Source organism: Bacteroides faecalis (assembly GCF_003865075.1).
In the GTDB taxonomy this organism is placed as follows: domain Bacteria; phylum Bacteroidota; class Bacteroidia; order Bacteroidales; family Bacteroidaceae; genus Bacteroides; species Bacteroides faecalis.
Genome location: NZ_BHWB01000006.1, coordinates 16,998 through 41,614 on the forward strand (window position 1 = coordinate 16,998; position 24,617 = coordinate 41,614).

The 24,617-nt window shown below is 40.3% G+C and carries 14 protein-coding genes and 1 pseudogene; 1 reads left to right on the forward strand and 14 read right to left on the reverse strand.

Features of this window, described 5'->3' with window-relative positions; genetic code table 11:
• Position 1 precedes the first annotated feature (1 nt).
• The 6 genes from mreD to EJF25_RS11815 all read right to left on the reverse strand — a co-directional run bounded on the left by mreD (position 2) and on the right by EJF25_RS11815 (position 8,189).
• Positions 2-499 carry a rod shape-determining protein MreD gene (gene mreD, locus EJF25_RS11790; protein ID WP_125041266.1) on the reverse strand — a complete coding sequence of 166 codons (498 nt, stop codon included), beginning with the start codon at positions 497-499 and terminating at the stop codon, positions 2-4.
• Positions 496-1,341, reverse strand: a complete 846-nt coding sequence (gene mreC / locus EJF25_RS11795) for a rod shape-determining protein MreC (protein ID WP_125041267.1) — start codon at positions 1,339-1,341, stop codon at positions 496-498. Before mreC ends, mreD begins: the two co-directional genes overlap by 4 nt.
• 7 nt (positions 1,342-1,348) lie before the next feature.
• Positions 1,349-2,371: a rod shape-determining protein gene (locus tag EJF25_RS11800; protein ID WP_025075355.1), complete on the reverse strand. Its 1,023-nt coding sequence runs from the start codon at positions 2,369-2,371 to the stop codon at positions 1,349-1,351.
• A 95-nt stretch (positions 2,372-2,466) separates the two neighbouring features.
• The gene (gene purH / locus EJF25_RS11805; protein ID WP_125041268.1) at positions 2,467-3,990 is read right to left on the reverse strand and encodes a bifunctional phosphoribosylaminoimidazolecarboxamide formyltransferase/IMP cyclohydrolase; all 1,524 of its coding nucleotides are present in this window, start codon (positions 3,988-3,990) and stop codon (positions 2,467-2,469) included.
• A gap of 150 nt (positions 3,991-4,140) precedes the next feature.
• Complete coding sequence (locus EJF25_RS11810) at positions 4,141-6,177, reverse strand: M13 family metallopeptidase (RefSeq protein WP_125041269.1); 2,037 nt, start codon at positions 6,175-6,177, stop codon at positions 4,141-4,143.
• Between the two features lie 56 nt (positions 6,178-6,233).
• Entirely contained in the window at positions 6,234-8,189 is a 1,956-nt protein-coding gene (locus tag EJF25_RS11815) for an ABC-F family ATP-binding cassette domain-containing protein (RefSeq protein WP_125041270.1), read from the reverse strand.
• Positions 8,190-8,600: 411 nt separating this feature from the next.
• On the opposite strand from EJF25_RS11815, the gene EJF25_RS11820 reads away from it, so the two are divergent.
• Positions 8,601-9,365 (forward strand): LexA family transcriptional regulator, encoded by a 765-nt coding sequence (locus EJF25_RS11820; protein ID WP_125041271.1) that lies wholly within the window; start codon positions 8,601-8,603, stop codon positions 9,363-9,365.
• Between the two features lie 4 nt (positions 9,366-9,369).
• On the opposite strand, the gene EJF25_RS11825 is transcribed toward EJF25_RS11820, so the two are convergent.
• From EJF25_RS11825 to EJF25_RS11860, 8 genes and pseudogenes are all read right to left on the reverse strand, one after another.
• The gene (locus tag EJF25_RS11825; protein WP_125041272.1) at positions 9,370-9,981 is read right to left on the reverse strand and encodes an HU family DNA-binding protein; all 612 of its coding nucleotides are present in this window, start codon (positions 9,979-9,981) and stop codon (positions 9,370-9,372) included.
• 317 nt (positions 9,982-10,298) lie between these two features.
• Positions 10,299-11,210 carry a nucleotidyltransferase family protein gene (locus EJF25_RS11830; RefSeq protein ID WP_125041273.1) on the reverse strand — a complete coding sequence of 304 codons (912 nt, stop codon included), beginning with the start codon at positions 11,208-11,210 and terminating at the stop codon, positions 10,299-10,301.
• A 644-nt stretch (positions 11,211-11,854) separates the two neighbouring features.
• Entirely contained in the window at positions 11,855-14,155 is a 2,301-nt protein-coding gene (gene tamL / locus EJF25_RS11835) for a translocation and assembly module lipoprotein TamL (protein WP_235016806.1), read from the reverse strand.
• A 41-nt stretch (positions 14,156-14,196) separates the two neighbouring features.
• Complete coding sequence (locus EJF25_RS11840) at positions 14,197-18,708, reverse strand: translocation/assembly module TamB domain-containing protein (RefSeq protein WP_200832903.1); 4,512 nt, start codon at positions 18,706-18,708, stop codon at positions 14,197-14,199.
• Between the two features lie 84 nt (positions 18,709-18,792).
• The gene (locus EJF25_RS11845; RefSeq protein WP_125041275.1) at positions 18,793-21,150 is read right to left on the reverse strand and encodes an ATP-binding response regulator; all 2,358 of its coding nucleotides are present in this window, start codon (positions 21,148-21,150) and stop codon (positions 18,793-18,795) included.
• Between the two features lie 3 nt (positions 21,151-21,153).
• Positions 21,154-22,508 (reverse strand): annotated as a pseudogene (locus EJF25_RS11850) (MATE family efflux transporter).
• Between the two features lie 5 nt (positions 22,509-22,513).
• Positions 22,514-23,752, reverse strand: a complete 1,239-nt coding sequence (locus tag EJF25_RS11855; RefSeq protein ID WP_125041276.1) for a M16 family metallopeptidase — start codon at positions 23,750-23,752, stop codon at positions 22,514-22,516.
• Positions 23,753-24,589, reverse strand: a complete 837-nt coding sequence (locus tag EJF25_RS11860) for a peptidylprolyl isomerase (RefSeq protein ID WP_125041277.1) — start codon at positions 24,587-24,589, stop codon at positions 23,753-23,755. It abuts the gene before it with no gap.
• Positions 24,590-24,617: the final 28 nt, after the last annotated feature.

Consider the following 24,617-nt stretch of genomic DNA (forward strand, 5'->3'; position numbering starts at 1 on the left):
TCTATCTCCTAATGCCTTCAACAGCTATAATGCAGGTTACAGTCAGAAGGGCGCATAAAACCACCCGTAATAACAACAGCAGTATGCTGGAAAACGAGAAGAACTCAATGGTGAGTAATGCCAGACTATGTACAAAGACACTTGCAGTCGTATATTTCAAAAAGGGAGATATCCCCATTGTCTTAAAAGAAGGAATGATACTATCTAAGGTATCACGCGGGGTAAAAAGGCGCAACAACGAAGGGCGAAGAAAAGCCAGAAAAACAGTTGCTGCTGCATTCATACCAGGAGTATCGGCAAAAATATCGATAGTAAGCCCCAAAAAGAAAGCCCACAGCATCAGTTCGTTCCGGGAAGTACCGGAGCTAAACTTCAGAATAAAGTAAATATAGAGAAAGGGAGTAGCATATCCGACAATATGGACATTATTCAGGATTAATACCTGAAGCAGCACCAATCCGATAAACCATCCTATTCTATGTACAAAAGTAATTATCATTGTTTAGCAGCCTTATTTTCAAGTTCCTGTTGTTCCCGTTGTCCCTTCCGTTCAATAACCCGTACATCACTTAATTTACCGAAATCTGTAGCCAGTTTGATTTTCAACAAATAAGATAAGCCATCATTAGAGTCGGACATATCATCTATCGTTCCTACCATGATACCTTCAGGAAAGACTGTCGAAAAACCGCTTGTCACTACAGTATCCCCCAAATTAAATTCAGCATGGCGAGGCAGATCTTTCAGATAAGCATATTGCGAATCCCCATGTTCCCATTTCAAATAACCAAAATAATCACTGCCAATAATCTTACAACTGATATTGGATTTACTATTTAATACCGAAATCACTACCGAGTAAGACGGAGAAGTTTCATATACAATTCCTACAATTCCATTTCCATCCACTACGCCCATCTCTGAACGAATCCCAGCCAAAGAACCTTTATCAAGAGTAATATAATTATCTGCCAGATTCAGACTATTCTTGATAACGTGCGCCTTAAACAGTTGATAATCTGTTTGAGGTATTTCTTTGATACTATTGATAGTGATAGAATCGAGTTGCCTTTCTTTCAATGCCTTCTCCAAGTTGTTGATTTGTTGTTCGAGCAACGTATTCCGGTCTAACAAATCTTCATTGACCGATTTCAGGTGAAAATAAGAGGAAATTCCTCCGGAAACTTCATAAACAGCCCCCACAACCACATTTGCAGAGGTAAAGAAAGCACTCTGCTGATAATGATTGAACCGAAATAACAAAACAAAACTGGCTACCTCTAATACGATGAAGAGGAACCAGTAATTGTATTTCAAAAGGAAGTTGATTAAATTCCGCATCTCCTGCCTATCTCATTAAGAATGAGAAACGGTCTACATTCTTTAATGCCACACCTGTACCTTTAGCTACTGCGTGCAAGGGATCTTCGGCAATATGGAAAGGTATATTTATCTTATCCGTCAGACGTTTGTCCAGACCACGAAGCAATGCACCACCACCAGCAAGATAAATACCATTGTGTACGATATCAGCGTACAATTCGGGCGGTGTATTTTCTAATGCACTCAAGATAGCTGTCTCAATCTTGGAAATTGATTTTTCCAAACAGTGAGCTACTTCCTGATAGCATACAGGAACTTCCATCGGAAGTGCAGTAATACGGTTCGGACCATGAACGATATAATCTTCTGGAGAATCCTCACCCAGTTCTGTTAAGGCAGCACCTACATTGATCTTGATACGCTCGGCCATACGTTCGCTGACTTTCACATTGTGCTGACGACTCATATATTCCTGAATGTCAGCAGTCAAATCATCACCAGCAATACGGATAGAGTTATTGGAAACGATACCTCCCAGAGAGATAACGGCAATTTCCGTAGAACCACCACCTATATCGACAATCATGTTCCCTTCCGGAGCTTCCACATCAATACCAATACCGATTGCTGCTGCCATTGGTTCGAATATCAAATAAACATCACGTCCACCAGCATGTTCGGCAGAGTCACGTACAGCACGGAGTTCAACTTCCGTACTTCCCGACGGCACACCGATCACCATACGTAAAGAAGGTGAGAACAAGTGATTACGAGTATTTACTTGTTTAATCAGACCGCGCATCATTTGCTCGCAGGCATAGAAATCGGCAATCACTCCATCTCTCAATGGACGAATGGTACGAATGTTTTCGTGGGTCTTTTCATGCATCAACTTTGCCTTTTCTCCCACGGCAATCATCTTATCCGTACGACGATCCAAGGCTACAACCGAAGGCTCATCCACCACAATCTTACCGTTTGTGATGATGATGGTATTGGCTGTTCCCAAGTCCATCGCTATTTCTTGTGTAAAAGAGAATAATCCCATACTTTTTAAATGAAGAATTAAGAATGAAGAATTAAGAATGAGGATACTACCGTACGGCAATTCTTCATTATTAGTTCTTCATTCTTCATTAATAATTAATGTTTAAAATGACGGATACCGGTAGTCACCATTGCCATTCCATGTTCATTGCAATAGGCGAAAGACAGGTCGTCTTTTACAGAGCCACCCGGTTGAATAACTGCTGTAACACCTTCTTTATCCGCTATTTCCACACAGTCGGGGAAGGGGAAGAAGGCGTCGGAAGCCATCACCGCACCATTCAGGTCGAAACCAAATGATTTAGCTTTTTCGATTGCTTGTTTCAAGGCGTCTACACGTGATGTCTGACCAACACCACTTGCCAACAATTGCTTGTTTTTTGCCAATACAATGGCGTTTGACTTACTATTCTTCACAATCCTATTGGCAAACAGCATATCTTCTACTTCTTCCGGAGTAGGTGCTTTATCTGTTACAGTCTTCAGATCAGCTACTGTTTCAATATTTGTATCTTTATCCTGAACCAGTACACCGTTCAACAAAGCGCGGAACTGTTTCTTCGGCAATTTACCTTCTTTACGAACCAAGATAATACGGTTCTTTTTTTGTCCCAGGATCTCGAGCGCATCCACATCGTAATCCGGTGCAATGATTACTTCAAAGAAAATCTTGTTGATCTCTTCTGCAGCGGCCTTATCTATCACGCCATTCGTAATCAGAACTCCTCCGAAAGCAGAAACCGGATCACCGGCCAATGCATCTTCCCAAGCTTCCAAAACAGTCGGACGAGAAGCCAGACCACAAGCATTATTATGCTTCAGAATAGCGAAAGTAAGATCATCGAACTCTTCAATCAGATCAACGGCGGCATTGATATCAAGCAGATTATTATATGAAATTTCTTTTCCATGAATCTGATCGAACATAGCTTCCAAATTTCCGTAGAAATAACCTTTCTGATGTGGGTTTTCGCCGTAACGAAGTTGCTTTTGATTGTTTACTGAGCAACGAAAAGCAGAACCTTCACCTGCGTCAAAATAGTTAAAAATAGCTGAATCGTAGTGAGAAGAAACAGCAAAAGCTTCTTTTGCCATCCAGCGGCGTTCTTCAAGTGTAGAAGTAGCACCATGTTCCATCAACATATCCAGCAGTGGTTTGTATTGAGCTTGAGAAGCTACGATTATTACGTCGTTGTAGTTCTTAGCTGCGGCACGAATCAAAGAGATTCCGCCTATATCGATTTTTTCAATAATATCTGCTTCAGATGCACCGGAAGCTACTGTAGCTTCGAACGGGTATAAATCAACAATGACCAAATCTATTTCAGGAATCTCATATTTTTCGATCTGTTGTATATCTTGCTCCAAACCACGACGGCAAAGAATACCTCCGAAAATCTTCGGATGCAATGTCTTTACGCGACCACCCAAAATAGAAGGATATGTGGTCAAATCTTCCACTGCTTTGCAAGGATATCCCAATGATTCAATAAACTGGCGAGTTCCACCTGTAGACAGAAACTCTACTCCCTCTTCATGAAGTTTGGTAATAATTTCATCCAAACCTTCCTTGTGGTATACAGATACCAATGCGGTTTTTATTCTTTTAGACTCTGACATTGAATTGCTTATTAAGTATTTGACGCGCAAAGTTACGAAATATTGTTTATCGTACGTAATAAATAAGGTAGGAATTAATAAAAAAAAGCGTTAGCTCTTCCCGAGGAAAAGCCAACGCTTCTTTACGTTTGCTATCTAATTAATAAAATATTACCAAATAGTTACCCGTTTATCTTCCGGTACAAACATAGAATCCTGTTCTGTGATATTGAATGCTTCATACCATTTACCAATATGAGGCAGTGCTCCGTCTACACGCCATTTTCCCAATGAGTGAGGATCAAGTTTCGTTAAACGAAGGATTTCTTCAGGACGGATATTTCCCGCCCACACATTAGCATAAGCCAGGAAGAAACGTTGCTCGGGAGTAAATCCATCCACAACTTCCAGCGGAGTTTGTTTCATAGCCTTTTTGAAGGCTTGGAAAGAGACTTGCAAACCTCCATGATCAGCAATATTCTCACCCAGAGTCAAACTACCGTTTGCATGTACACCTGGAGCGACCTCGATGCTATCAAAGAAATTTACCATTACTTGCGCACGTTCATCAAACTTTTTAGCATCTTCTTCCGTCCACCAGTCTTTCAGATTTCCTTCTTTGTCATATTGACGTCCCTGATCGTCAAAGCCATGAGTCATTTCATGACCAATGACTACTCCGATAGCTCCATAATTAGCAGCATCGTCAGCATCCATATCAAAGAAAGGAGGTTGCAGGATAGCAGCCGGAAAACAGATTTCATTGGTAGTTGGATTATAATAAGCATTGACAGTCTGAGGAGTCATCAACCATTCATCCTTATCTACGGGCTTTCCGGCTTTAGAAATCATTTCGTTGAAATCCCACAGATTGGCACGTTCGATGTTCGCCCAATAAGAATCATCTTTTATCTCCAGCGCAGAGTAATCCTTCCATTTGTCAGGATAACCGATCTTTACATGGAAAGCTGCCAATTTATCCAATGCTTTCTCTTTGGTTGGTTCGCTCATCCATTCCAATTCTTTGATGCGTTCACCCAAAGAAGTCTGCAAGTTCTTAACCAGCATCACCATACGCTCTTTGGCAGCAGCAGGAAAATATTTCTCTACGTACATTTGTCCAACAACCTCACCAAGAGAACCATCTACCGTACTTACCGCACGTTTCCAACGAGGCTGTATTTCTTGTTTACCAGACATTGTTTTACCATAGAATTCAAAGTTCTGAGCTACAAAATCATCACTCAAATAACCGGCGGCAGCGTCTATCAGATTCCATTTCAGATATAGTTTCTGATCTTCAAGAGGTACGGTATCGATAATAGCCGTTACTTCTTTTATCGCGTCAGGCTGACAAACATTTACTTCTTTAATATCTTTCAATCCGGAATTTGTAAAATAAACATCCCAATTGAAAGTCGGAAAATCCTTTTTTAACTTTTCGATTTCCATCTTATTGTAGTTGGCATGGGGATCACGCAATTCAACCTGAGAGCGGGAAGCCTGTGCAAGGCGTGTTTCAATATTCATTACAGCAGTCACAGCTTTCTTTGCAGTAGCCTCATCATAACCTGCCAATTGGAACATCTTAGCAACATGTTCCTGATATTTATCACGAATCTTTTTGGTCTGTTCGTCATTTTCCAGGTAATAGTCACGTTGTCCCATTCCTAAACCTCCCTGATAAGTCTGAACAATATTCATGGAACTATTCATTTCGTCCGCACCTACATAAAGCATGAAATAAGGACGGATACCTTTCTTCTGAATTTCAGCAAGATATACATATATATCTTCTTTACCTTTAAGACCATCGATTTCAATCAGTTCTTCTTTGATAGGAGTAAAACCATCCTGATTTAGTTTCACGCTATCCATTGCAATGTTATAAAGGTCACCCACTTTCTGAGCTGCACTGCCCGGAACATTATCTTTCTTTGCGGCAAGTTCAGCAATCAATCCTTTCAACTGTTCCCGATTATTCTCGTTCAACATATCAAAAGATCCAAAACGTGAATACTCGTCTGTTAGCGGATGAGCTTGTATCCAGCCTCCACAGGCATATTGATAAAAACTAGTACCCGGCAAAGCCGTAGTATCCAGATTCGCAAGGTCGATGCCAGATGCAAGCACCGCGCCTTTCTTACTATTACATCCAGTTGTCATAAGGCATACTGCAAGAATTGGTAAATACTTGGTTATTTTCATTGTGAATAATTTATTTATATTCAATTATCATTTTTGTCTATCAACTTATCGTCATATTAGCCTTTTACTCCTTCCAATTCCATCGAGACACGTTCCCATTCCTCGACAATATCGTCCAATTGTCGTTTCATTTTTTGATGTCGTTCGTAGAGTTGCATATCAGAAGCACCCTCAGGAGTTGCCATTTTTTCTTCCAGGATGGCAATCGCAGCTTCCGACTCTTCAATAGACGATTCACATTCAGCGACTTGACGTTCAAGCTTTTTAATTTTCTTATTAAGTTCCTTTTGAGCTTCGTAGGATAGTTTGTTCTCAGAAGGCTGAGTTGTTTCCAATTCCGTTTCTTTGGAAGATGTCGTAGGTGAAGAAGAAAGAGATGCCCCTTTTTGAAGTTCATTCAGGCTATCAATCTTTTTCTTCTGAAGAAATTCGTAGATACCTCCCAAATGTTCACGTACTACACCACCACCAAATTCATAAACCTTAGTTACAAGCCCATCCAAGAAATCACGGTCGTGGCTGACAACAATCACTGTTCCGTCAAAATCGCGAATGGCCTCTTTCAATACGTCTTTCGAACGCATATCAAGATGGTTGGTCGGTTCATCCAGAATCAGAAGATTTACAGGTTCAAGCAGCAATTTAATCATAGCCAAACGAGTACGTTCACCTCCGGAAAGCACTTTCACCTTTTTATCGGAAGCTTCACCGCCAAACATGAAGGCACCTAAGATATCACGTATTTTTAGACGGATGTCGCCTGTAGCAACATTATCAATCGTATCAAAGACATTCAGATTTTCATCCAACATTTGTGCTTGATTCTGCGCAAAGTAACCGATTTGTACATTATGACCAATTGTCAATTTACCATCAAAACCAATTTCATTCATAATGCACTTCACCAACGTAGATTTACCTTCACCATTCTTACCGACGAACGCTATTTTCTCTCCACGATTGATTCGAAGATTTACATTTTGGAAAACAACATGTTCTCCATAAGCTTTTCGAACATCTTCACATATTACAGGATAACTTCCACTACGGCTAGCAGGAGGAAATTTCAAACGCAATGAGGAGTTATCTTCTTCATCAACCTCAATACGATCTATCTTCTCCAACTGTTTGATACGGCTCTGCACTTGCACCGCTTTTGTAGCTTTATATCGAAAGCGTTCAATAAAAGCTTCCGTATCTCCGATCTGCTTTTGTTGGTTCTCATAAGCACGAAGTTGCTGTTCACGACGTTCCTTCCTCAACACAACAAACTCATCATATTTCACTTTGTAGTCATAAATCTGTCCACAGGTGATTTCAATGGTACGAGTAGTTACATTATTCAGAAAAGCGCGGTCATGGCTGACCAATACAACAGCATTGGCACGAGTTGCAAGAAAGTTCTCCAGCCATTGGATACTTTCGATATCAAGATGGTTAGTAGGCTCATCAAGCAGAAGTACATCGGGACGGCGCAAAAGTAGTTTTGCCAATTCTATACGCATTCTCCACCCACCGGAAAATTCAGAAGTCGGACGTTGGAAGTCTCCCCTACTGAATCCTAGTCCAAGCAGAGTCCGTTCTATCTCTGCCTGATAATTTGTGCCTCCCATCATCAGGAAACGGTCATTCTCATGAGTAAAACGGTCTATTAACCGATGATATTCTTCTGAGTCATAGTCAGTCCTCTCGGCTAATTCCTGATTCATCTGTTCCAGTTGTGCCTGAAGTTTAAATATATTCTCAAAAGCTTGTTCTGCTTCTCCCATTACCGTACGGTTATCAGAGAGAATCATAACTTGTGGCAAATACCCTATTGTTACTTCTTTTGGAACAGCTATCGTTCCATGTGCCGGCATTTGCAAACCTGCTAAAATTTTCAGCATAGTCGATTTACCTGCACCATTTTTACCGACTAACGCAATACGATCTTTTTTATTAATAACATAGCTAACGTCTTCGAATAACGGCGTTGCATTAAATTCTACTGATAATCCTTCTACTGAAATCACTTCTGTCTCTGATTAATAAGATTTTGGACTGCAAAGATAACGCATCCCTGCGGAAAAAGCACCTAATAGATGAAAAAGAAAGTTGTTGGTAAATAAAAAAAGGGTTTATTCATCGTCATATACCCTCTCTTTTACATTAACCTGTAACTTATAAAATCATTTTCAGTATCCAAAAGTTGTTGGAATCATAAAGTTACTACAATAATAACTTTCCTAAGAGTATTCTATACTTCATTTACATAATTGAATCTCCTTTTGACAAAAAACTAATTAAATGTTAGTAAATTATTGAATAAAACGACGCATGTGTTTGTATCTATCAAATATTATTTGTTTCTTTGCATTAAAAGAAGTATTTGGCGTATGCAAACACGCTAACTAATCATATAACCTCATTAAACAAATGTAAGTATGGAAGGCTGGGAAAGAGTAAAATACATTATGGAAACCGAAGGATACAACAAAAATTCCTTCAGTACCGCTATCGGCATGAGTAGTAATGTGACTATCACTCGTTTAGTCAATGAAAAAAGAAGTCCTTCAAGGGCTACTTGCCAAAAAATAATCGATAAGTTTCCGCAATACAGTTATGACTGGTTATTTTCCGGAACAGGAGATATGTATGCAAAGAAAGAGCCAGAGAGCACTAACTCTACTATTTCAACTGAAGAAGGAAATAAAAATCCCAATCTTTTTGTCTCTCCCAATGCCCATCGCCTGGATACAACAGGATTCATGAACGTGCCTTTAGTACATGTCCGCGCCCAGTGTGGATATTTAAACGGATACAACGATGAGGGGTATATGGAAAGCCTTCCCAATTTGCCGGTCATTGTAGACCGGACTTACCACGGTAAGTATATGCTTTTTGAAGCAGAAGGAGATAGCATGGATAACGGTACCAAAGAATCCATCTGCGATGGAGACATCGTATTAGCAAGAGAAATACAACGGGATTTATGGAGATACAGACTTCACATCAACGACTGGTATTTCATCATCGTCCACCGGACGGAAGGTATTGCCATCAAACAGATTATAGACCATGATGTGGAGCATGGTATCATCACTTGTCATTCACTCAATGATATGTTCAGAGATTACAAAATTTATCTTGACGAAGTAGAGGAACTATACAATCTGATTAAAATCGTAGATAGAAGTGCACGATTATAACAGTTTACTCCATCACTTTCGCATAGACTATTTGCTTCCCGCTGCCATAGCGCATCAGTACTCCGCGTTCAATAAAGGTATTCAACTCCTTAAGAGCGGATCTTTTGTCACACCCCGTTAGCTGACAATAGTCAGCACGGGTCAGACAGGGATTTTTCTTCAGATAAGTATTAACTATTTCCAAACACTCTTCCTCATTACGTTTGACCTTTTTTCCGGGACGAGTGAATGATTTTCCACGTTCGAGCCTCATCTGTCCACGCACTTGTTTTTTAAATTGGCTACTTACACGAAAATTAATATTCTTCAATTGAATGGACTGTGCCCGCACATCGCTCTTTTTCATCACAGGAGGTCCTTGCAAGGATACTGAGAAGTAACCCATATCTCCCATCTCTACAATCCACCCTTCAGCAAGTAAATCCCTCAACTCATTTTGAAAAGATTGCAGAGCACCCGACAACATACTACGACTCATTCCTGTAAACAAATGAACACGATCCAGAAATTCATCTTGATCGATAGTTCCCTTAAAAACGACCCGAGGATGAAGAGGTTGTTCCTCTCCTGTCTTTTGAATATCCGGCGTTTCATAAAGATCATAATGCATGCTCATACTTACTAACGTTTTTTATAGGTATCTCTAAATAATTACTTCCCTATCCGGAAGTAGTCAATTTACTAATTCTAATTCATTTAACTATATTATACTTTCCAGAACACTATAGTTGAACGATAAGAACACTATAGTTATTTTTCCGTTCAACTATAGTGATTCGAATTAGCATTAGTATACAAAGGTAATAAGATTAGGGAGAAAAAGAAATAAAAATAGCGTAGAAATGCTTAGTATTCGCACTATCTACGCTATATATCTAAATTAGCAAGAGTTCCATTAGCTTATCGGCTGGATTTTCAGCTAGTTACAAGCTATTAAAACAATTTAGCAGGATATTCTCCAGCATCTACCAATGCCTGGATTTTATCAACTACACTCTGACGGTCTTCCGGATAAGTTACACCAAACCATTTGCTAGTAGTATCCAATACTTCTACAGTTGCAGTTCCATCATTAATCAATTTATCCACCATTAATGGAATGAAGAATTCACTCTTCAAGTTCTCCATATTTTTCGGATCACTCAAGAAAGACTTGAAAAATTCTTCACTATATGGGAAATAATCAGGAGTAAAGCCCCAGAAATTCATACTTACCGGAGTCGTATCAGGAGTAGCAACCCACTCACCATTATCATCAATATACTTCACTTTACCGTCAATACGTTGAATCTTAGTACGTTCTACTACGGAAGTCAGCAAGTGGTTAGAATCTGTACTGCAAATTCCACGAGATACAGTACCGCTTTCACTCAATGTATTTCCCACACGAAAACCTACCATTGAATAAACATTCTTTGAACCCTCCGGAAGGGCTGAAAGGAATTTACCCATTACCTGGAAAGAATCGCGTCCGTAGAAGTCATCACAGTTAATCACAGCAAACGGCTCTTTAATCACATCAGCACCCATCATTACAGCATGATTTGTGCCCCAAGGCTTTGTGCGATCTGCCGGACAAGTAAAGCCTTCAGGAAGATCATTAATAGACTGGAACACCAGTTCACATGGAATATGGCCTTCGTATTTGGAAATAATTTTATCACGGAAGTCCTTTTCAAAATCTTTGCGGATCACAAATACAAGTTTGCCAAATCCGGCGTTGATGGCGTCATAAATAGAATAATCCATAATAGTCTCGCCATTAGGACCTAGCCCGTCCAATTGCTTCAAGCCACCATAACGGCTACCCATACCGGCTGCCAATAAGAATAAAGTTGGTTTCATAATTTGTGTAATATTAAAAAGTTAGTGATGTCATCGGCATCAGTTTCTGCTGCAAATGTACAAAAAATGTTCTTTCTTTTGTCTTGAAACAAAAGAAAGAACCAAAGAAAAATTCAAGACTTACTTTTTTCTCCTACTCACTCCCTTCACTATGCTAAAGGGCAGAAACTCGCTACGCTCAAACAGTCTGCCCTTTTTAACGCTTCGTTACGGTCCCTCGCTTAACGGAGAAAAAAGTAGGTCGGAGACCATGCGGCGTATAAGGCTATACAAATAAAAAAGGGGAAGGAGAAGAAGAGTATGCGAAAGGTAGGGGAGCACGAACTGATATAAATTGGGAATCTATGCAAAATAAAGAGATATACAAGATAAAAAGATATACAAAATGGAAAAGAAGATAAATGATATATTATACAGAATGTAAAAACATGCCAAAAGCATCTATACAACGAACATGCCGAAAGGTTCTCCGGCCTCGTTTTTCCGAGGTCAAGCGCAGGTTTTTCATCGGGCGTTAAGAAGGGCAGACTGTTTGAGCATAGCGAGTTTCTGCCCTTTAGCTCGAGGGAATACCGGAGTAACCGGAAAAACGCAGCCTTGAATTTTCTTTGGTTCTTTCTTTGTCTTGAAACAAAGAAAGAACATTAAAATGGGTAACCGATGGCAAAATGTATTCCCAGGTTCTTCATGAAAGCTCCTGTGACATTGTAATACCCCTTTCTATCAGTATCATAAGGAAGATGCAGAGGGATACCGAAATCGAGACGGAACACAAGAATATCCATATCATAACGAATGCCGACTCCTGTACCTAATGCAATTTGCTTAGGGAAAGTTTTCAGGCGAAGTTGAGAATCTGCACGATCTTCGTCTTTACGAAGTAACCATACATTTCCCGCATCCAGGAAAGTAGCTCCCCAAAGACTCCTAAAGATACGAAAACGATATTCGATATTAGCTTCGAAACGGAATGTACCTGTTTGATCCAAATAGGAGTATTGGCTTTCTGCCGGATGATATCCACCCGGTCCGATGCTACGTACCGTAAACGCACGAATACTATTGGCTCCTCCTACATAAAATTGCTCGCTATATGGAGCTACCAAGGAATTACCATAGGTAAAGATTGCCCCCAAAGCCAGACGACTGGCTATTTTATTATTTTTATCCATATTCCAAAGATGGCGTATCTCGGAATTCAGCTTCACAAACTGTGCAAAAGGAGCGCCCAACAAACTCTTACCATGTTCATCAAAAGGCTTGCCCAAGGCACGGTAAATTACAGAAGTCAGGTTTCCGGCAGAGGTGACGGTAGACTGCCACCAGATAGGATTCTTCACCCAACGCAACGGAGAATTGTCATAGGTATACGTATACTCCATTGCAGGGATAAACTGATTCTGTAAACTAACATACAATGCAGGATTAGCAGTAGCAATCTGACGAAATTCATCAGATTGATGTTGCAGAACATTAAATGTCAGTTTGAAAGGGGTAATACTATGTCGGCTCGTTCGTGACGGTTGGAAGTCATAAGTAGCATTTCCCCCGAACGATAACAGTTTATAATATCTGGCACGATTCAACTGATCAATATACAAACGAAAGGTAGTGGACGCCGGAAAGTCGAATTCACGTTTACCTAAATGTGGGAAAAGTACTCTTGGGAAAGTTAATGACGTAGAAACTCCTATCTCCCAGCTATTCATTAGAGAACTTTTCTCACCTCCTCCGGTCTGCCATTCATAAGAACCTTTTAGTTTTACATTCCAGCTTTCTCCTCCTCCGAATACATTGTTACGGGTAACACCAAAAGAAGCACCCGGCCCTGTCTGGTCATTGCTCTTGGTTACTACATTCAATTCAAGTTCCGCATCCAGAGGTTTGGCAAAGGTAGCTTGCATCGTTACATCCAATGTATCACAAGCAGCTGTTGTATCCCGAGGCGCATACTGTAAATCAAAATAACTAAATATCCCTAACTGACTTATTTTCTGTTGAATCTGCTCCTGACGATACTGACTGTAAAGACGGGTACTATTAGCGGCCCGCATTCGTTCATTTCGTACAAAAGCCTGATAGTTCAACCAACGATAAAGCATATTAGGACGCACACGCAATTTATCATAAAAATGTATATTCAGGTTTCCATAATGTAAACTGTCATTAGGCTCTTCTCCGTTCTTTCCGAACAGATAGACTGAACCATTTCCCACATAATAAGGACGTTGAGCAGCAGCCGGTAATCCGGGGATTGGAATCAACCGAAGACTAACGTTTCCTCCCGGAACAAGAGTGGTATCTGCCTGATAAGTCATATAATCGGGACGGAAATAAAAATAGCCGCGATTACGCAACAAACTACTGATGCGGGTACGTTCATCATCCAAGTCTACTACATTAAATTGCTCACCCGGTGTCAGATAGGATGCACGTCGCCCCTTCTCCATGATCTGCACAGTCTGAGGAGTGAAACGCTGATAATAAACCGTATCAATAAAATAAGGGTTCTTCATATCTACTGTATACAGAATATCTGCTTTCAGACTGTCTTTTTTATCGACTACAGTTTTATAAGATACCGTCCCATTGAAATACCCGTAATCATGAAGCAAATTAGTAGCTGCCTTCATACGCACTTCGGGATTGACGGCAGAGATAAATACGGGAGGATTAGCAGCAAAACGGTTAAACATCCATCGACCAAAGCCCTTTTTATACTTCACAAAATCGTTGTACATCCATACTTTAAAAGGAAATGGGAAAAAACCTAATATTTTGGTACTAGGAGCTTTATCAAGAGCAGCCGATACCTCGGTAATAGCCGCGTCACCTACGGGTGTTTTCGATTCGTTCAACACAACTGTCTTTTGCCCTGTATACAGTATTTCACCTTCCGGGAGATTTTTCGTCAGCGAACATCCCATCAGGAAACAAATGCCCATCAGGCTACAAATCCATATTGCAATATAGTTATGTTTCATTCTTACTTCTTTTTCTTAAAGATAAACAATTCACCCAGTTTGTCTAATTTCTTGCGTAGAATCAAACCGACTCCGGTTTCAGTTATTTCTCCTTCAAGTACACTTTCGTAATTCTTATCATAGAACAAACGGACATAACGGGTTCCCGTACGGTCAAGACGATACTCAAGAGAAATATTATCAATAAAAGACTCTGCATCATTGGTAGCACTTTCACCTGTAGACACTTTACCGCCAATAACAATTTGAAAACGATTATTGAAGAAACGTTGAGAATAACGGAAGCTATAATCCGTCCGCTTTCCTCCTGTATCCGTAGCATTGTGATCTTCAATACCTACAGACACACTTGCATTCTTCAAATTACCCATCAATGCATTAATCTGACTACTAAGTACCGAGTTTAAGGCAGATCCCATGTTCAAACTACCCAGTCCTCCTCCACCGCCACCAATTGGTCCAGTGCCGAGATATGTCTTGGCAACCATAATGTAGAGTGCCTGTTTACCCCGTTCTTCTGCTCCCATGGCAGTCAGTTCATTTTGTATCGTTGCATCTTCGGGAGCAGATACGTCGAAAGCAAAGGAAAGGTTATCCAACCGATTCTTGACAATAATAGATACGTCGAAATTTACCATTCGCGTTCCACCATTTTCGCCCTCGGACACAGAAGCCCGAATACGATCAGTTGCTTTAAAATTCAATAGTGGATCCATTAGATTTCCGGTCCATTCTACATAACTACCATTATCTATTGCAAATTCTTTAGCTGCAATCACAGGTAAAGCATATTTCATCAAACCACCAGTCAGTGTGTATCGCCCGGTCAGCGTCATATCACCTTGTGGCGTATATTTCAAAGAAAGGTCACCTCCACCTTCAAGTTCGATACGGTCATCACTGCTTGCATCCAGATCGACTTTCAGACGGACAGATGGATCGATATGTACCATCATGATCATATCCAAACCTCCTAAAGATACGGTTGGCACCTCCTGTTGAACTACTGTAGTGGTATCACTAAATGAAGTAAAGGTCACCAAACTTCCCAAGCGGTCCTGTACTGTCAATGGAGAATCTGTCAGTACATACGATACATCAGTACTACCCAATAAGTCTATATTTCCGCGCATATTCAAACCATCCAATGGACCTTTCACTGTTGCTTTGATATCTGCTAACACCTTTCCATAAACCAGACTTTCGCGAGTACGTTTTGCATTCAACAGTGTATAATTCTGTGCCAGCATATCTAAATTTGCCATCGGACGGCTCATATCACGAAAATCCACATAACCATTAATGGTAAACGGATTCTTTCCAGTAGTATAAATGGCAAACTTATCAAATACCAAACGATTATTCTTCAACTCTACAGGACGATTATCAAACAAGAAATTAACACCATATTGACGGGAAAGAACAGTCACACTGTCCAATATCAGCTCTCCATTTATCAAAGGCTGTTGTGTACTTCCTGTTATATGTATGTCCCCATCCATATCTCCTGCCAGTGTTGCCATCTGATCCGGGATAAAGACGTTTGCAACACGTAACGGGAAATGCTCTAATGTAGTATTTATTTCAAGACTGTCTTTACCGGTGCGGGTAGGTATTAATTTCCCATCTGCCACCATTACTTCTACTTGTTCATGAGTCAGATAAGCATTTATGTACTGTTTACCCTTTTCACCTGGTAACCAAGTCGCACCCAAAGTTATATCACCGATCCGTTGCCGCTCATAAGTAAGTTCATCAATAGCGACCTCGGCAGAAAGCTCTAGATCCTTCTCCGTTTGTATATAATGGGCTTCGGCGGTGAACAATCCGGTGATTTCCGGGAAATATGGTAATACACTACTAATCTCTTCCAAACGTATCTTTCGAGCCTCGATATCGAGATTCTGTAAGGATACGGTATCTCCCTGTACAGAATGAACCCGAAACCCCATTCCTTCATTATCCAGCATATCTACATTAGCATATACACGCATGTTTTTATGTAAATAAATCCAGTTATGGTTTTCATTAAAATGGAACTTACGGAATGCTATAACGGGCTCTTGGGGAATTAATGTAAAGGCAATACCATCTCCTTTGCCATTTCCACCGCCTAAAGGACGGGCATTAACTCCTAATAAAACGCCGGTTTCTCCTTGCACATTTTTATACTCAACCATTAATTCGGCATCTTTATCATGTATCTCTCCCATCAATAAAGAAGAGAAAGAGAATTGCGGATTTTTTGGCCCGTTAATAACACCTCCATGAAACTTCATCATGGTTGTGTCTTGTGCTACGGTAAAAAAGATAGTATCCAATTGCAAAGTATCGACTTTCAAAGCATGAACAGCAGCCTTGCCGTTAATTCCCCAATCAGGTGCCGAACCGAATTTCAAAGAAGCGTCATGATATGAAATATTTCGTGTTGCCAGGAAATATGCCAATGGATTCTCCTGCCCGGCAGAAAAAGAAAATATAGCCGATGGCAAAGCTTCGCGCAACTCTGCATGATTCAACGACTTCTCATCAATCTGTTTCATTAGTATATCGACAAAATGAGTAGATTGACGAATCAGCGGATAAACTCCGGCGCGTGCACTTAAATTAAGTTTCATATCACCTGCTATCAGATGAGTATACACCCGATCTTTACGAGCTTCCGCGGTAAAATTAAATGCGAGCGGACGTTTCAGCGGTTTCGGAGCAATTCCTAACTCATGCAAATCTAATTGAGTAACGTCCATTGTTACTTTTCCATCGGGATATTTATGCGCCAAATGATATTCAGCATCAGCCGTCATCTTCAACAAAGTGTTGTCACTTATCAGATGGGCAGTAGCTAAAGCACTTTTAATGTCTCCTGTCAAACGAATGTCGGAAATATGATATTGAGCATACCGAAAATGATCGACAGTAAGATCTAAATTTGCTCGAGAACGATAAGACATGATATCCAATCCTCGTCCACTTGCTTTTGCGGAAAATGAAAGTTCATACAAAGAATCCTTTGGCAAAAAATGATGCAATTGTAAATCCGTTACTTTCAGATCTGCCGTATATACTTCGCTTAATGTATTCAAAGCCGCATTCGCATCGATCGTACCTCCTTTATTCTTCAACTTTAATTTGGCCTTGTATTGTGGTCCTTTTATTTCTACTTTAGTCGATAAATTCATGCTATCGGGAATCACTAACGTACCGTTGGGAGCAGTACCCGTCAAAGCAGTCAGAAAGTTCAGATTACCTGTCCTCATTTCCAAACCTATTGTTCCTGAACGAGTCAGACTATCCGCCAAATTTTCCATGAATCCTCCACCTTTAGCAGAAAAAGCTCCAGGTAGATCAACCGTAAAACCGGAAATTTGCATTTGCTTCAAATTTCCTTCCGTACCTGCACGAATAACGAGAGGGCGGAAAGGATAAGCTTTTTTAAAGCTATCTGGCAATCCTCCTGCAAACAACAGCACATCTTCTTTACCGATAAAAGCATTGAAACGGGCAGTTAATCGTCCGGTAGTTGGAATATTGATAAGTTCCCAATAAGTTTGTGCCGTCAAATTCATCTCTGAATGAGGTGTCTTTAAAATCAGATTGGGAACACGAATAATAGAATCATTAGAAAATAAATGCCCGGTTAGTGAAGTAATACTTAAACCTGAGCGTTCATTCATCGTAACTTCACGAATGATTGCATTCATGTCTCGCCCCTGATAAAGCAAAGAATCCAATCCAATCTGAATATCACGAACTGCAATGTGAGAAGCATCGAAACCTTTCGCCGGCTCAGCATTTCCTGTATCATAACTGGCGGAAGCACCCGATAGAAGAAACTGTTTCAAATCATAAGACTGATTCTTCAAGTCTGCATGACCTTCATTGATCGTAGCTTCTCCAATATGAGCAGCCATCTTCATCGAGTCAGTAGGAAGTTCCATACTGAACGATATATTATTTAATTTCAGTTGATGAAGGTCTATTTTCCAATTTACCGGTGATGTGGCAGTAGTATCTTTAGGCGTCGTTATAGTATCATTCATTACCAATTGCACATGGGTGTCAGAAAGCTCTGCCCGGTTGACAACAGCTATTTGATTAGGCAGATCAACCCCATGACTTTCCAATAGAAATTGTCCTAAAACGCCTTGAATTTTCATACCTTTAATTAAATTAGCAGAATTAACCACTACATTCTTCAAGGTTATATCGTCCACTTCTACTTTTCCTTTAAAAAGAGGCATTGCCTGTACATGTACATTCAGGCTTTCCAATGACAATAAGGTATCCGGTTGCTGAATAACTTCTACCCCGCGCACTAATAAATTAAGTGGAAAACGTAAATCAATCCGCTGAATTTGAATATCCATTCCGGTTGCTTTTGAAGCATATGCTGTAACCTCCCGACGTAAAAGATTCTGTACGGGAGGAATATAGAGCAATACCATCAGTATCGCAAAGAGTAATACGGGAGTAAGCAGTATCCAGCTCACCCATCTTATCCATTTTCGTTTCATGCAGGATGTGTCAGTGTATAAAGATGATACAAAGTAAACAATTAAATTTGAAAAAAGGTTTGGCGACAAGGCAAAACTTTTTTATCAACTAGAATCACGTTTCCTGTAGTTTTGCGCCGAATGGATTACTGTCTGAATTAAGTTCAACACTTCTTCTGTCGTTATCTGTATTTCTTGAGTAAACTCTTCACTACGACGTCCTTCTAACCAGCTCAACTTTGGAACTATTTCAACAGCACCAATTAAAGTAAAAAGAGGAAGGAGTTTATGAGCCATAGCTGCTATTCCATCTACTTGTTTATTATCCAAAGAGCGTTGCATCCGGGCTGTATTCTTTATCGTTTCTTCAATGAAACTCTTTATAATATTTTGGGCTGCTTCCGGATCATCTTCGGAAAAGGCAGTCAAGGCTGAAAAATTCAACGAAGATGTTTCAGACGAATTACAAGAGGTCGCTTTTAGGGATTGAGTTTTTACTTCATCAGTTAGAAGTTTCTCTTTATCCAATGCTACCTGTCCACCATATACTACAGAAAGCAATTCTTTGATAGTAAAAGGTTTGTGTAAACAACCGGCAAATCCATGTTCTTGCAAAGCCTCCTCATCCATTTCGCTTCGTGCAGTAACAGCTATAATCGGAATCGTTCGTGCTTGAGGAATATTGGATGCACGCAATAATTTCACCAAGTCAAATCCATTAATAGCGGGCATTTGTATATCGGTTAATAATACATCAAATTCAGAAGAGCGAAGCTGTTCTATCAGTTCTTCTAATTGCTCACAACAAACCGTTTCAATCTGCGACTGTGCCAACATGGCAGCAGTCAGACTTAATTGTATTTTATCATCATCGATAAGAAGAATCCGCAAAGCCTTTTCAGGATTAGCAGTCTCGAGATTTACAGATTTCTCTTCTACTACCTCCGAAGATTTATTTTCCATCACTGATCTGCCCACAGGATAGAGTGGCAAGATTACTGTGAAACAGCTTCCTTCCCCCAATGTACTCTTTACATCAATCTCACCTTCAAGAAGAGTAACCAGTTTTTTCACGATAGACAGACCAAGTCCAAAACCTTCTTCTCCCTGTGCACCGGGAAGTCGCGTGAACTCCTGAAATATTCGTTCACGATCTCCGAGAGCCATTCCTTTTCCTGTATCTGTAATAGCAATTGTCAATCTGGATGAACAATAGAAAACATCCAGTGTGATTCCTCCTTTTTGAGTAAATTTCACTGCATTCGACAAAAGATTATTCACGATCTGACGCATACGTAAAGGATCACTGATATATCTATCCGATAATTCAGGAGCTATATTACATTTCAAAGCCAACCCCTTTGCAGCTGTTAACGGTTCAAAACTAACACGTACTTCTTCAAACATTTGGGCCGGATTGAAAACAATACGATTGACTTCCGCTTTGTTCAAATCAAGTCGATGAAAGTCCAGCAGATCGCTAACTAACTTCAACAAATGCTCTGATGAACTTTTCATGTTTTCCAAATAGAAACGTTGCCTTTCATCTTCGGTTAAATGGGAAAGTAATTCAGTATAGCCCATAATGGAACCTAATGGCGCTTTGAAGTCGTGAGTTATGGCAAGCATTAGCTTTTCACGCGCGACAAGCAGGTCTTCCGCTCGTTTATTAGCTTCCTCCAGTTGTTGTCGATAACGATTACTGCGAGTGATATCCCGACCGATCAGCACCAGAAAAAAGCCGGACAGTAACACTGCACCAATGGCAATTCCCGCAATGATACGTGCTGAACGCATTCTCACAGCTTGCTGTAATTCTGCATCCTGTTGGGCACGAATAGACATTTCCTCCTCATAACCTTTGATAAGGCTGTCCATTCTTGCCGTCAGTTGATTATTCACCCGTTGATATTTCGTACTGGTACGCCGAATACTCTTTTTCTGTTGCAAACGTTTCTCTTCATTCGCCATACGAATTTTCTGTTGAAGGGAATCGGTTGTTGAAGCAGCCGGTTCCAAGATTGTATCTGTTGCAACTTCCAAAGAAGTATTCACTAATACGGCACTATCTTGTTTAGAAGGTACAAATGCTTCGGCCAAACGCTTAAAAAAACCTTTCTTCTTCGGAGTGGTCAATAAAGAGTCACGTTTTGTAATCACCCGGTGCTGCACACGCTGTACGGTTATCACCGAATCCTGCTGTTCCGAAATAATTTCTTCAATTTCTGAAGTAGACAGCAAATTGTCATTTGCCTCACTCAATACCCGTAACATTTGAAGCGTATTCTGGTCCTTCTCATGAAGAAGCGACATCAAACTATCTGTCCGCAGATTTTGCTGGTTATCGGCAGCCGACAACTTTTCCATCTCATGATGTACAAATATCAATGAGAAAAGAAGAATCGCCAACAATAGAGTATATCCAATGGTGATTTTCAGTTTAGTAAAACGAAAAGAAGACATAGATTATAAATAGGATGAATTTGCTGCCAGAGTTCTCGTCTTCTGACGAAAACGTAACCACAACATAAGCCCTGCACTAGTCAGCCCAAAAGGAAACGCCATCCAGACACCTACAATTCCCCAGTCCATAATAAAGCCACAAAATAGCCGACAGGAAGAGAAATCAGAAAGTAAGCGACAAAGGCGATGAACATCATCGGTTTCACATCAGAAATCCCCCGCAAAGCATTGGCAAATGATATTTGCAAACCGTCACCGAATTGGTATACCAGGAATGGAATAATCAGAGATGTCACCATAGCTGCAACTTCCGGACTATCTGTAAACCAACTACCCAAGTGATTACGGCATAAAAAGACTATTAACGAAAGTACAAGCCCTAAAACCATCATCACATGGAAACCGGCATAGGCTGAACGACGTACATTAAGAATATCATTTTGCCCTTTGAAGTTACTAACACGAACAGCCACAGCAGCCCCCATTCCATAGTACATCATGAAAGTAAACTGGGAAATTGCTAACATAACCTGATGAGAGGCTAAAGCTATAGTGCCCAACCAACCGATCATTATCGCACTCAAACTGAAAGAGGCTGTCTCCATTCCCATTTGCAAGGCAATGGGCCAACCTAAACCATTCAGACGACCAAATATCGCACGCGACCATCCCAAACGGTAAAAACCTATTTTATAACGAAGAAAACGGTGACTTCGTAAAAAGACTAAAACAAAAATAACGACCATCATAATGCGGGAAAACAAAGTACTAATACCTGCCCCCAATAATCCCAACTCAGAGAAACCAAGTTTGCCATAAATCAGAATATAATTCCCGATGATATTCAATACATTTCCACCCAACAATATCCACATGGCCGTTTGTGTATCAGTTATACCATCGGTAAATTGCTTGAATCCATTGAAAAGCATAACAAAAATCAATGAAGCAAGCAAAACAAGATAATAAGGTCTTATTAAGGGAATCAGTTCTTCCGGCTGTCCTAGATTCTCCAGATTGAGATAAAGGACACACATACATATTGTAAGCAAAACAGCTATCAATAAATTAGCCAATAAACTACAACGTAATGCTTGACCGGCAGGAGCAAACTGATGGGTACCATACAACCCTCCTACAATAGGTGTTAATCCGTACGAAAATCCTGTGCTAAAAATAATAACCAGATTGAACACATTATTAACAAAAGAAGCTGCTCCCAGTTCTATCGTACTATGATGTCCGATCATTAAAGTATCGGCAAAACCTAATACTATAACCCCAATTTGCCCGATCACAATCGGCAAACCCAGATAGATTAATGCTTTATAGTGTTCTTTGTATATCTTATAGAACATTGTTTTTAAACGCCTTGTTTTTTATAATACAATATAACCCCATTCTCTTTTCGAAAAGCTGACCGGGCTACATCCTGCAACTGCTTTGCAGTTACTCTACGATAACAATCCACCTCAGATTCCAAATCTTCCGCCTGTCCAAGCAGTTCGAACCAGGCTAGATTAGTCGCTACATTCAAATAATTGATATTTCCGAATATCTGGGTCGATTCAAACTTATTTTTTACTTTTTCCAATTCCTGTGCATCCACAGTTTCCTGCTGTAAAAGTTCTAATTCTTCCCGTACAGCAGCTTCAGCTTGTTCCAAAGACACACCGGCTGACGGTTTTCCACAAATATGGAACAAACCTGCATCTACACTACCGGCAATATATGCATCAATACTAGAGAATAGTTGTTTCTTTTGTACAAGACGCTGATTGAGTCGGCTAGAACGTCCATTACTTAATATATCTGATAAAATATCGAATGCGTAATAATCAGGAGAATGATGATCACACATGTGATACGCCATAAATAGAGAATCAAGCGGCACATTGCGTTCCACCGTCAATCGGCGTTCTTCTGTTTGTACCAATTCCTGTGGTAGATTTCTTACCGGTACTTCCCTACGAGGAATAGGTCCAAACCACCTTTCTGTGAACGTCACCGCCTCTTCAAAAGAAATATTTCCTGTAACGGCCAGTATTGCATTATTCGGAGCATAAAAACGGAAAAAGAAATCTTTTACTTCTTCCAAAGTCGCATTAGCAATATGCGATAAATCTTTTCCGATGGTCGGCCATTGATAAGGATGTGTCCGATAAGCCAAGGGACGCAAAAGATGTCCCACATCTCCATAAGGTTGATTCAAACAACGTTGCTTGAACTCTTCCATTACCACCCCCCGCTGTACTTCCAGACTCCGTTCACTGAAATCGAGACTCAGCATACGATCGGATTCCAGCCAAAAACCGGTTTCCACATTTTGCCGGGGTACAGTGAGATAGTAATTGGTAATGTCATTGTTTGTCCAGGCATTATTCTCACCACCCGCCAATTGAAGCGGCATATCATAATCGGGGATATTCATCGAGCCACCAAACATCAGATGTTCAAACAGATGGGCAAAGCCGGTATGTTCGGGATGTTCGTCGCGAGATCCCACATTATATAATATATTAAGGGCCACCATCTGCGTACTTTCGTCCTGCGAGTGTACCAGACGTAACCCATTGTCAAGAATATGCCTGTTTATTTTCATTTATTCTACTTCTACTTTTACAATCTTCACATCTTCTTCAGGACGGTCACTACGATCCGTTTTCACCTGCTGAATCTTGTCTACGATATCCATTCCTTCTACTACTTCGCCAAACACAGTATATTCACCATCCAAGTGCGGAGTTCCTCCTACTGTAGTATAGGCTTCTACCTGCTCGGGAGTAAAACGGAATTCTGGTTGTTTGGCAGCCTCTTCCTCTGCTTGGGCAATCAATTTGTCCTGTAACTCAAGAAGACCTTTTTCATCATTGTCTTTCCGCATCTTATAGATATCTTTCATGTGTTTCTGAGCCAGGTTATTAAAAATAAGAGTGACCTTATTTTCATTCATCCCCCGTTCCATATTTATCAGGGCAGAGTCGTTGTAAACTTTACCTGTTACTATATAAAACTGACAACCGGATGACTCTTTCTTCGGATTCACATTATCTCCTTGACGGGCAGCAGATAAAGCACCTCTCTTATGAAAATATTTCGGATACACAAATTCTGCCGGGATGGTATAACCGACATCACCAGTACCCAACATTTTTCCTTTCGGAGCATTTTTTGATTCCGGATCACCGGCCTGTATCATAAACTCCTTAATCACACGATGGAATAATGTTCCGTCATACACTCCTTCTTTTGCCAACTTGATAAAGTTATCCCGATGTTTCGGTGTCTCATTATACAACTTAACTTTGATATCGCCCAAAGTTGTTTCAATCTTTACGAATGTTTCCTTATCCATATTATCTCCTTTTTTGTTACCTGTTTTACAAGCCATGAGCCCGAAAAACGATATGGTTAATAGTATCAATACAATCTTTTTCATAACACTTTTATTTAATTTAAGTTTGCAA

What these genes read in the sequence shown, in the direction of transcription:
- mreD (WP_125041266.1), bottom strand. Translation starts at nt 499, where the DNA reads ATGATAATTACTTTTGTACATAGAATAGGATGGTTTATCGGATTGGTG.
- EJF25_RS11800 (WP_025075355.1), bottom strand. Translation starts at nt 2,371, where the DNA reads ATGGGATTATTCTCTTTTACACAAGAAATAGCGATGGACTTGGGAACA.
- tamL (WP_235016806.1), bottom strand. Translation starts at nt 14,155, where the DNA reads ATGGGCATTTGTTTCCTGATGGGATGTTCGCTGACGAAAAATCTCCCG.
- EJF25_RS11810 (WP_125041269.1), bottom strand. Translation starts at nt 6,177, where the DNA reads ATGAAAATAACCAAGTATTTACCAATTCTTGCAGTATGCCTTATGACA.
- EJF25_RS11845 (WP_125041275.1), bottom strand. Translation starts at nt 21,150, where the DNA reads ATGTCTTCTTTTCGTTTTACTAAACTGAAAATCACCATTGGATATACT.
- EJF25_RS11855 (WP_125041276.1), bottom strand. Translation starts at nt 23,752, where the DNA reads ATGAAAATAAACAGGCATATTCTTGACAATGGGTTACGTCTGGTACAC.
- purH (WP_125041268.1), bottom strand. Translation starts at nt 3,990, where the DNA reads ATGTCAGAGTCTAAAAGAATAAAAACCGCATTGGTATCTGTATACCAC.
- EJF25_RS11860 (WP_125041277.1), bottom strand. Translation starts at nt 24,589, where the DNA reads ATGAAAAAGATTGTATTGATACTATTAACCATATCGTTTTTCGGGCTC.
- EJF25_RS11830 (WP_125041273.1), bottom strand. Translation starts at nt 11,210, where the DNA reads ATGAAACCAACTTTATTCTTATTGGCAGCCGGTATGGGTAGCCGTTAT.
- EJF25_RS11840 (WP_200832903.1), bottom strand. Translation starts at nt 18,708, where the DNA reads ATGAAACGAAAATGGATAAGATGGGTGAGCTGGATACTGCTTACTCCC.
- EJF25_RS11820 (WP_125041271.1), top strand. Translation starts at nt 8,601, where the DNA reads ATGGAAGGCTGGGAAAGAGTAAAATACATTATGGAAACCGAAGGATAC.
- EJF25_RS11825 (WP_125041272.1), bottom strand. Translation starts at nt 9,981, where the DNA reads ATGAGCATGCATTATGATCTTTATGAAACGCCGGATATTCAAAAGACA.
- mreC (WP_125041267.1), bottom strand. Translation starts at nt 1,341, where the DNA reads ATGCGGAATTTAATCAACTTCCTTTTGAAATACAATTACTGGTTCCTC.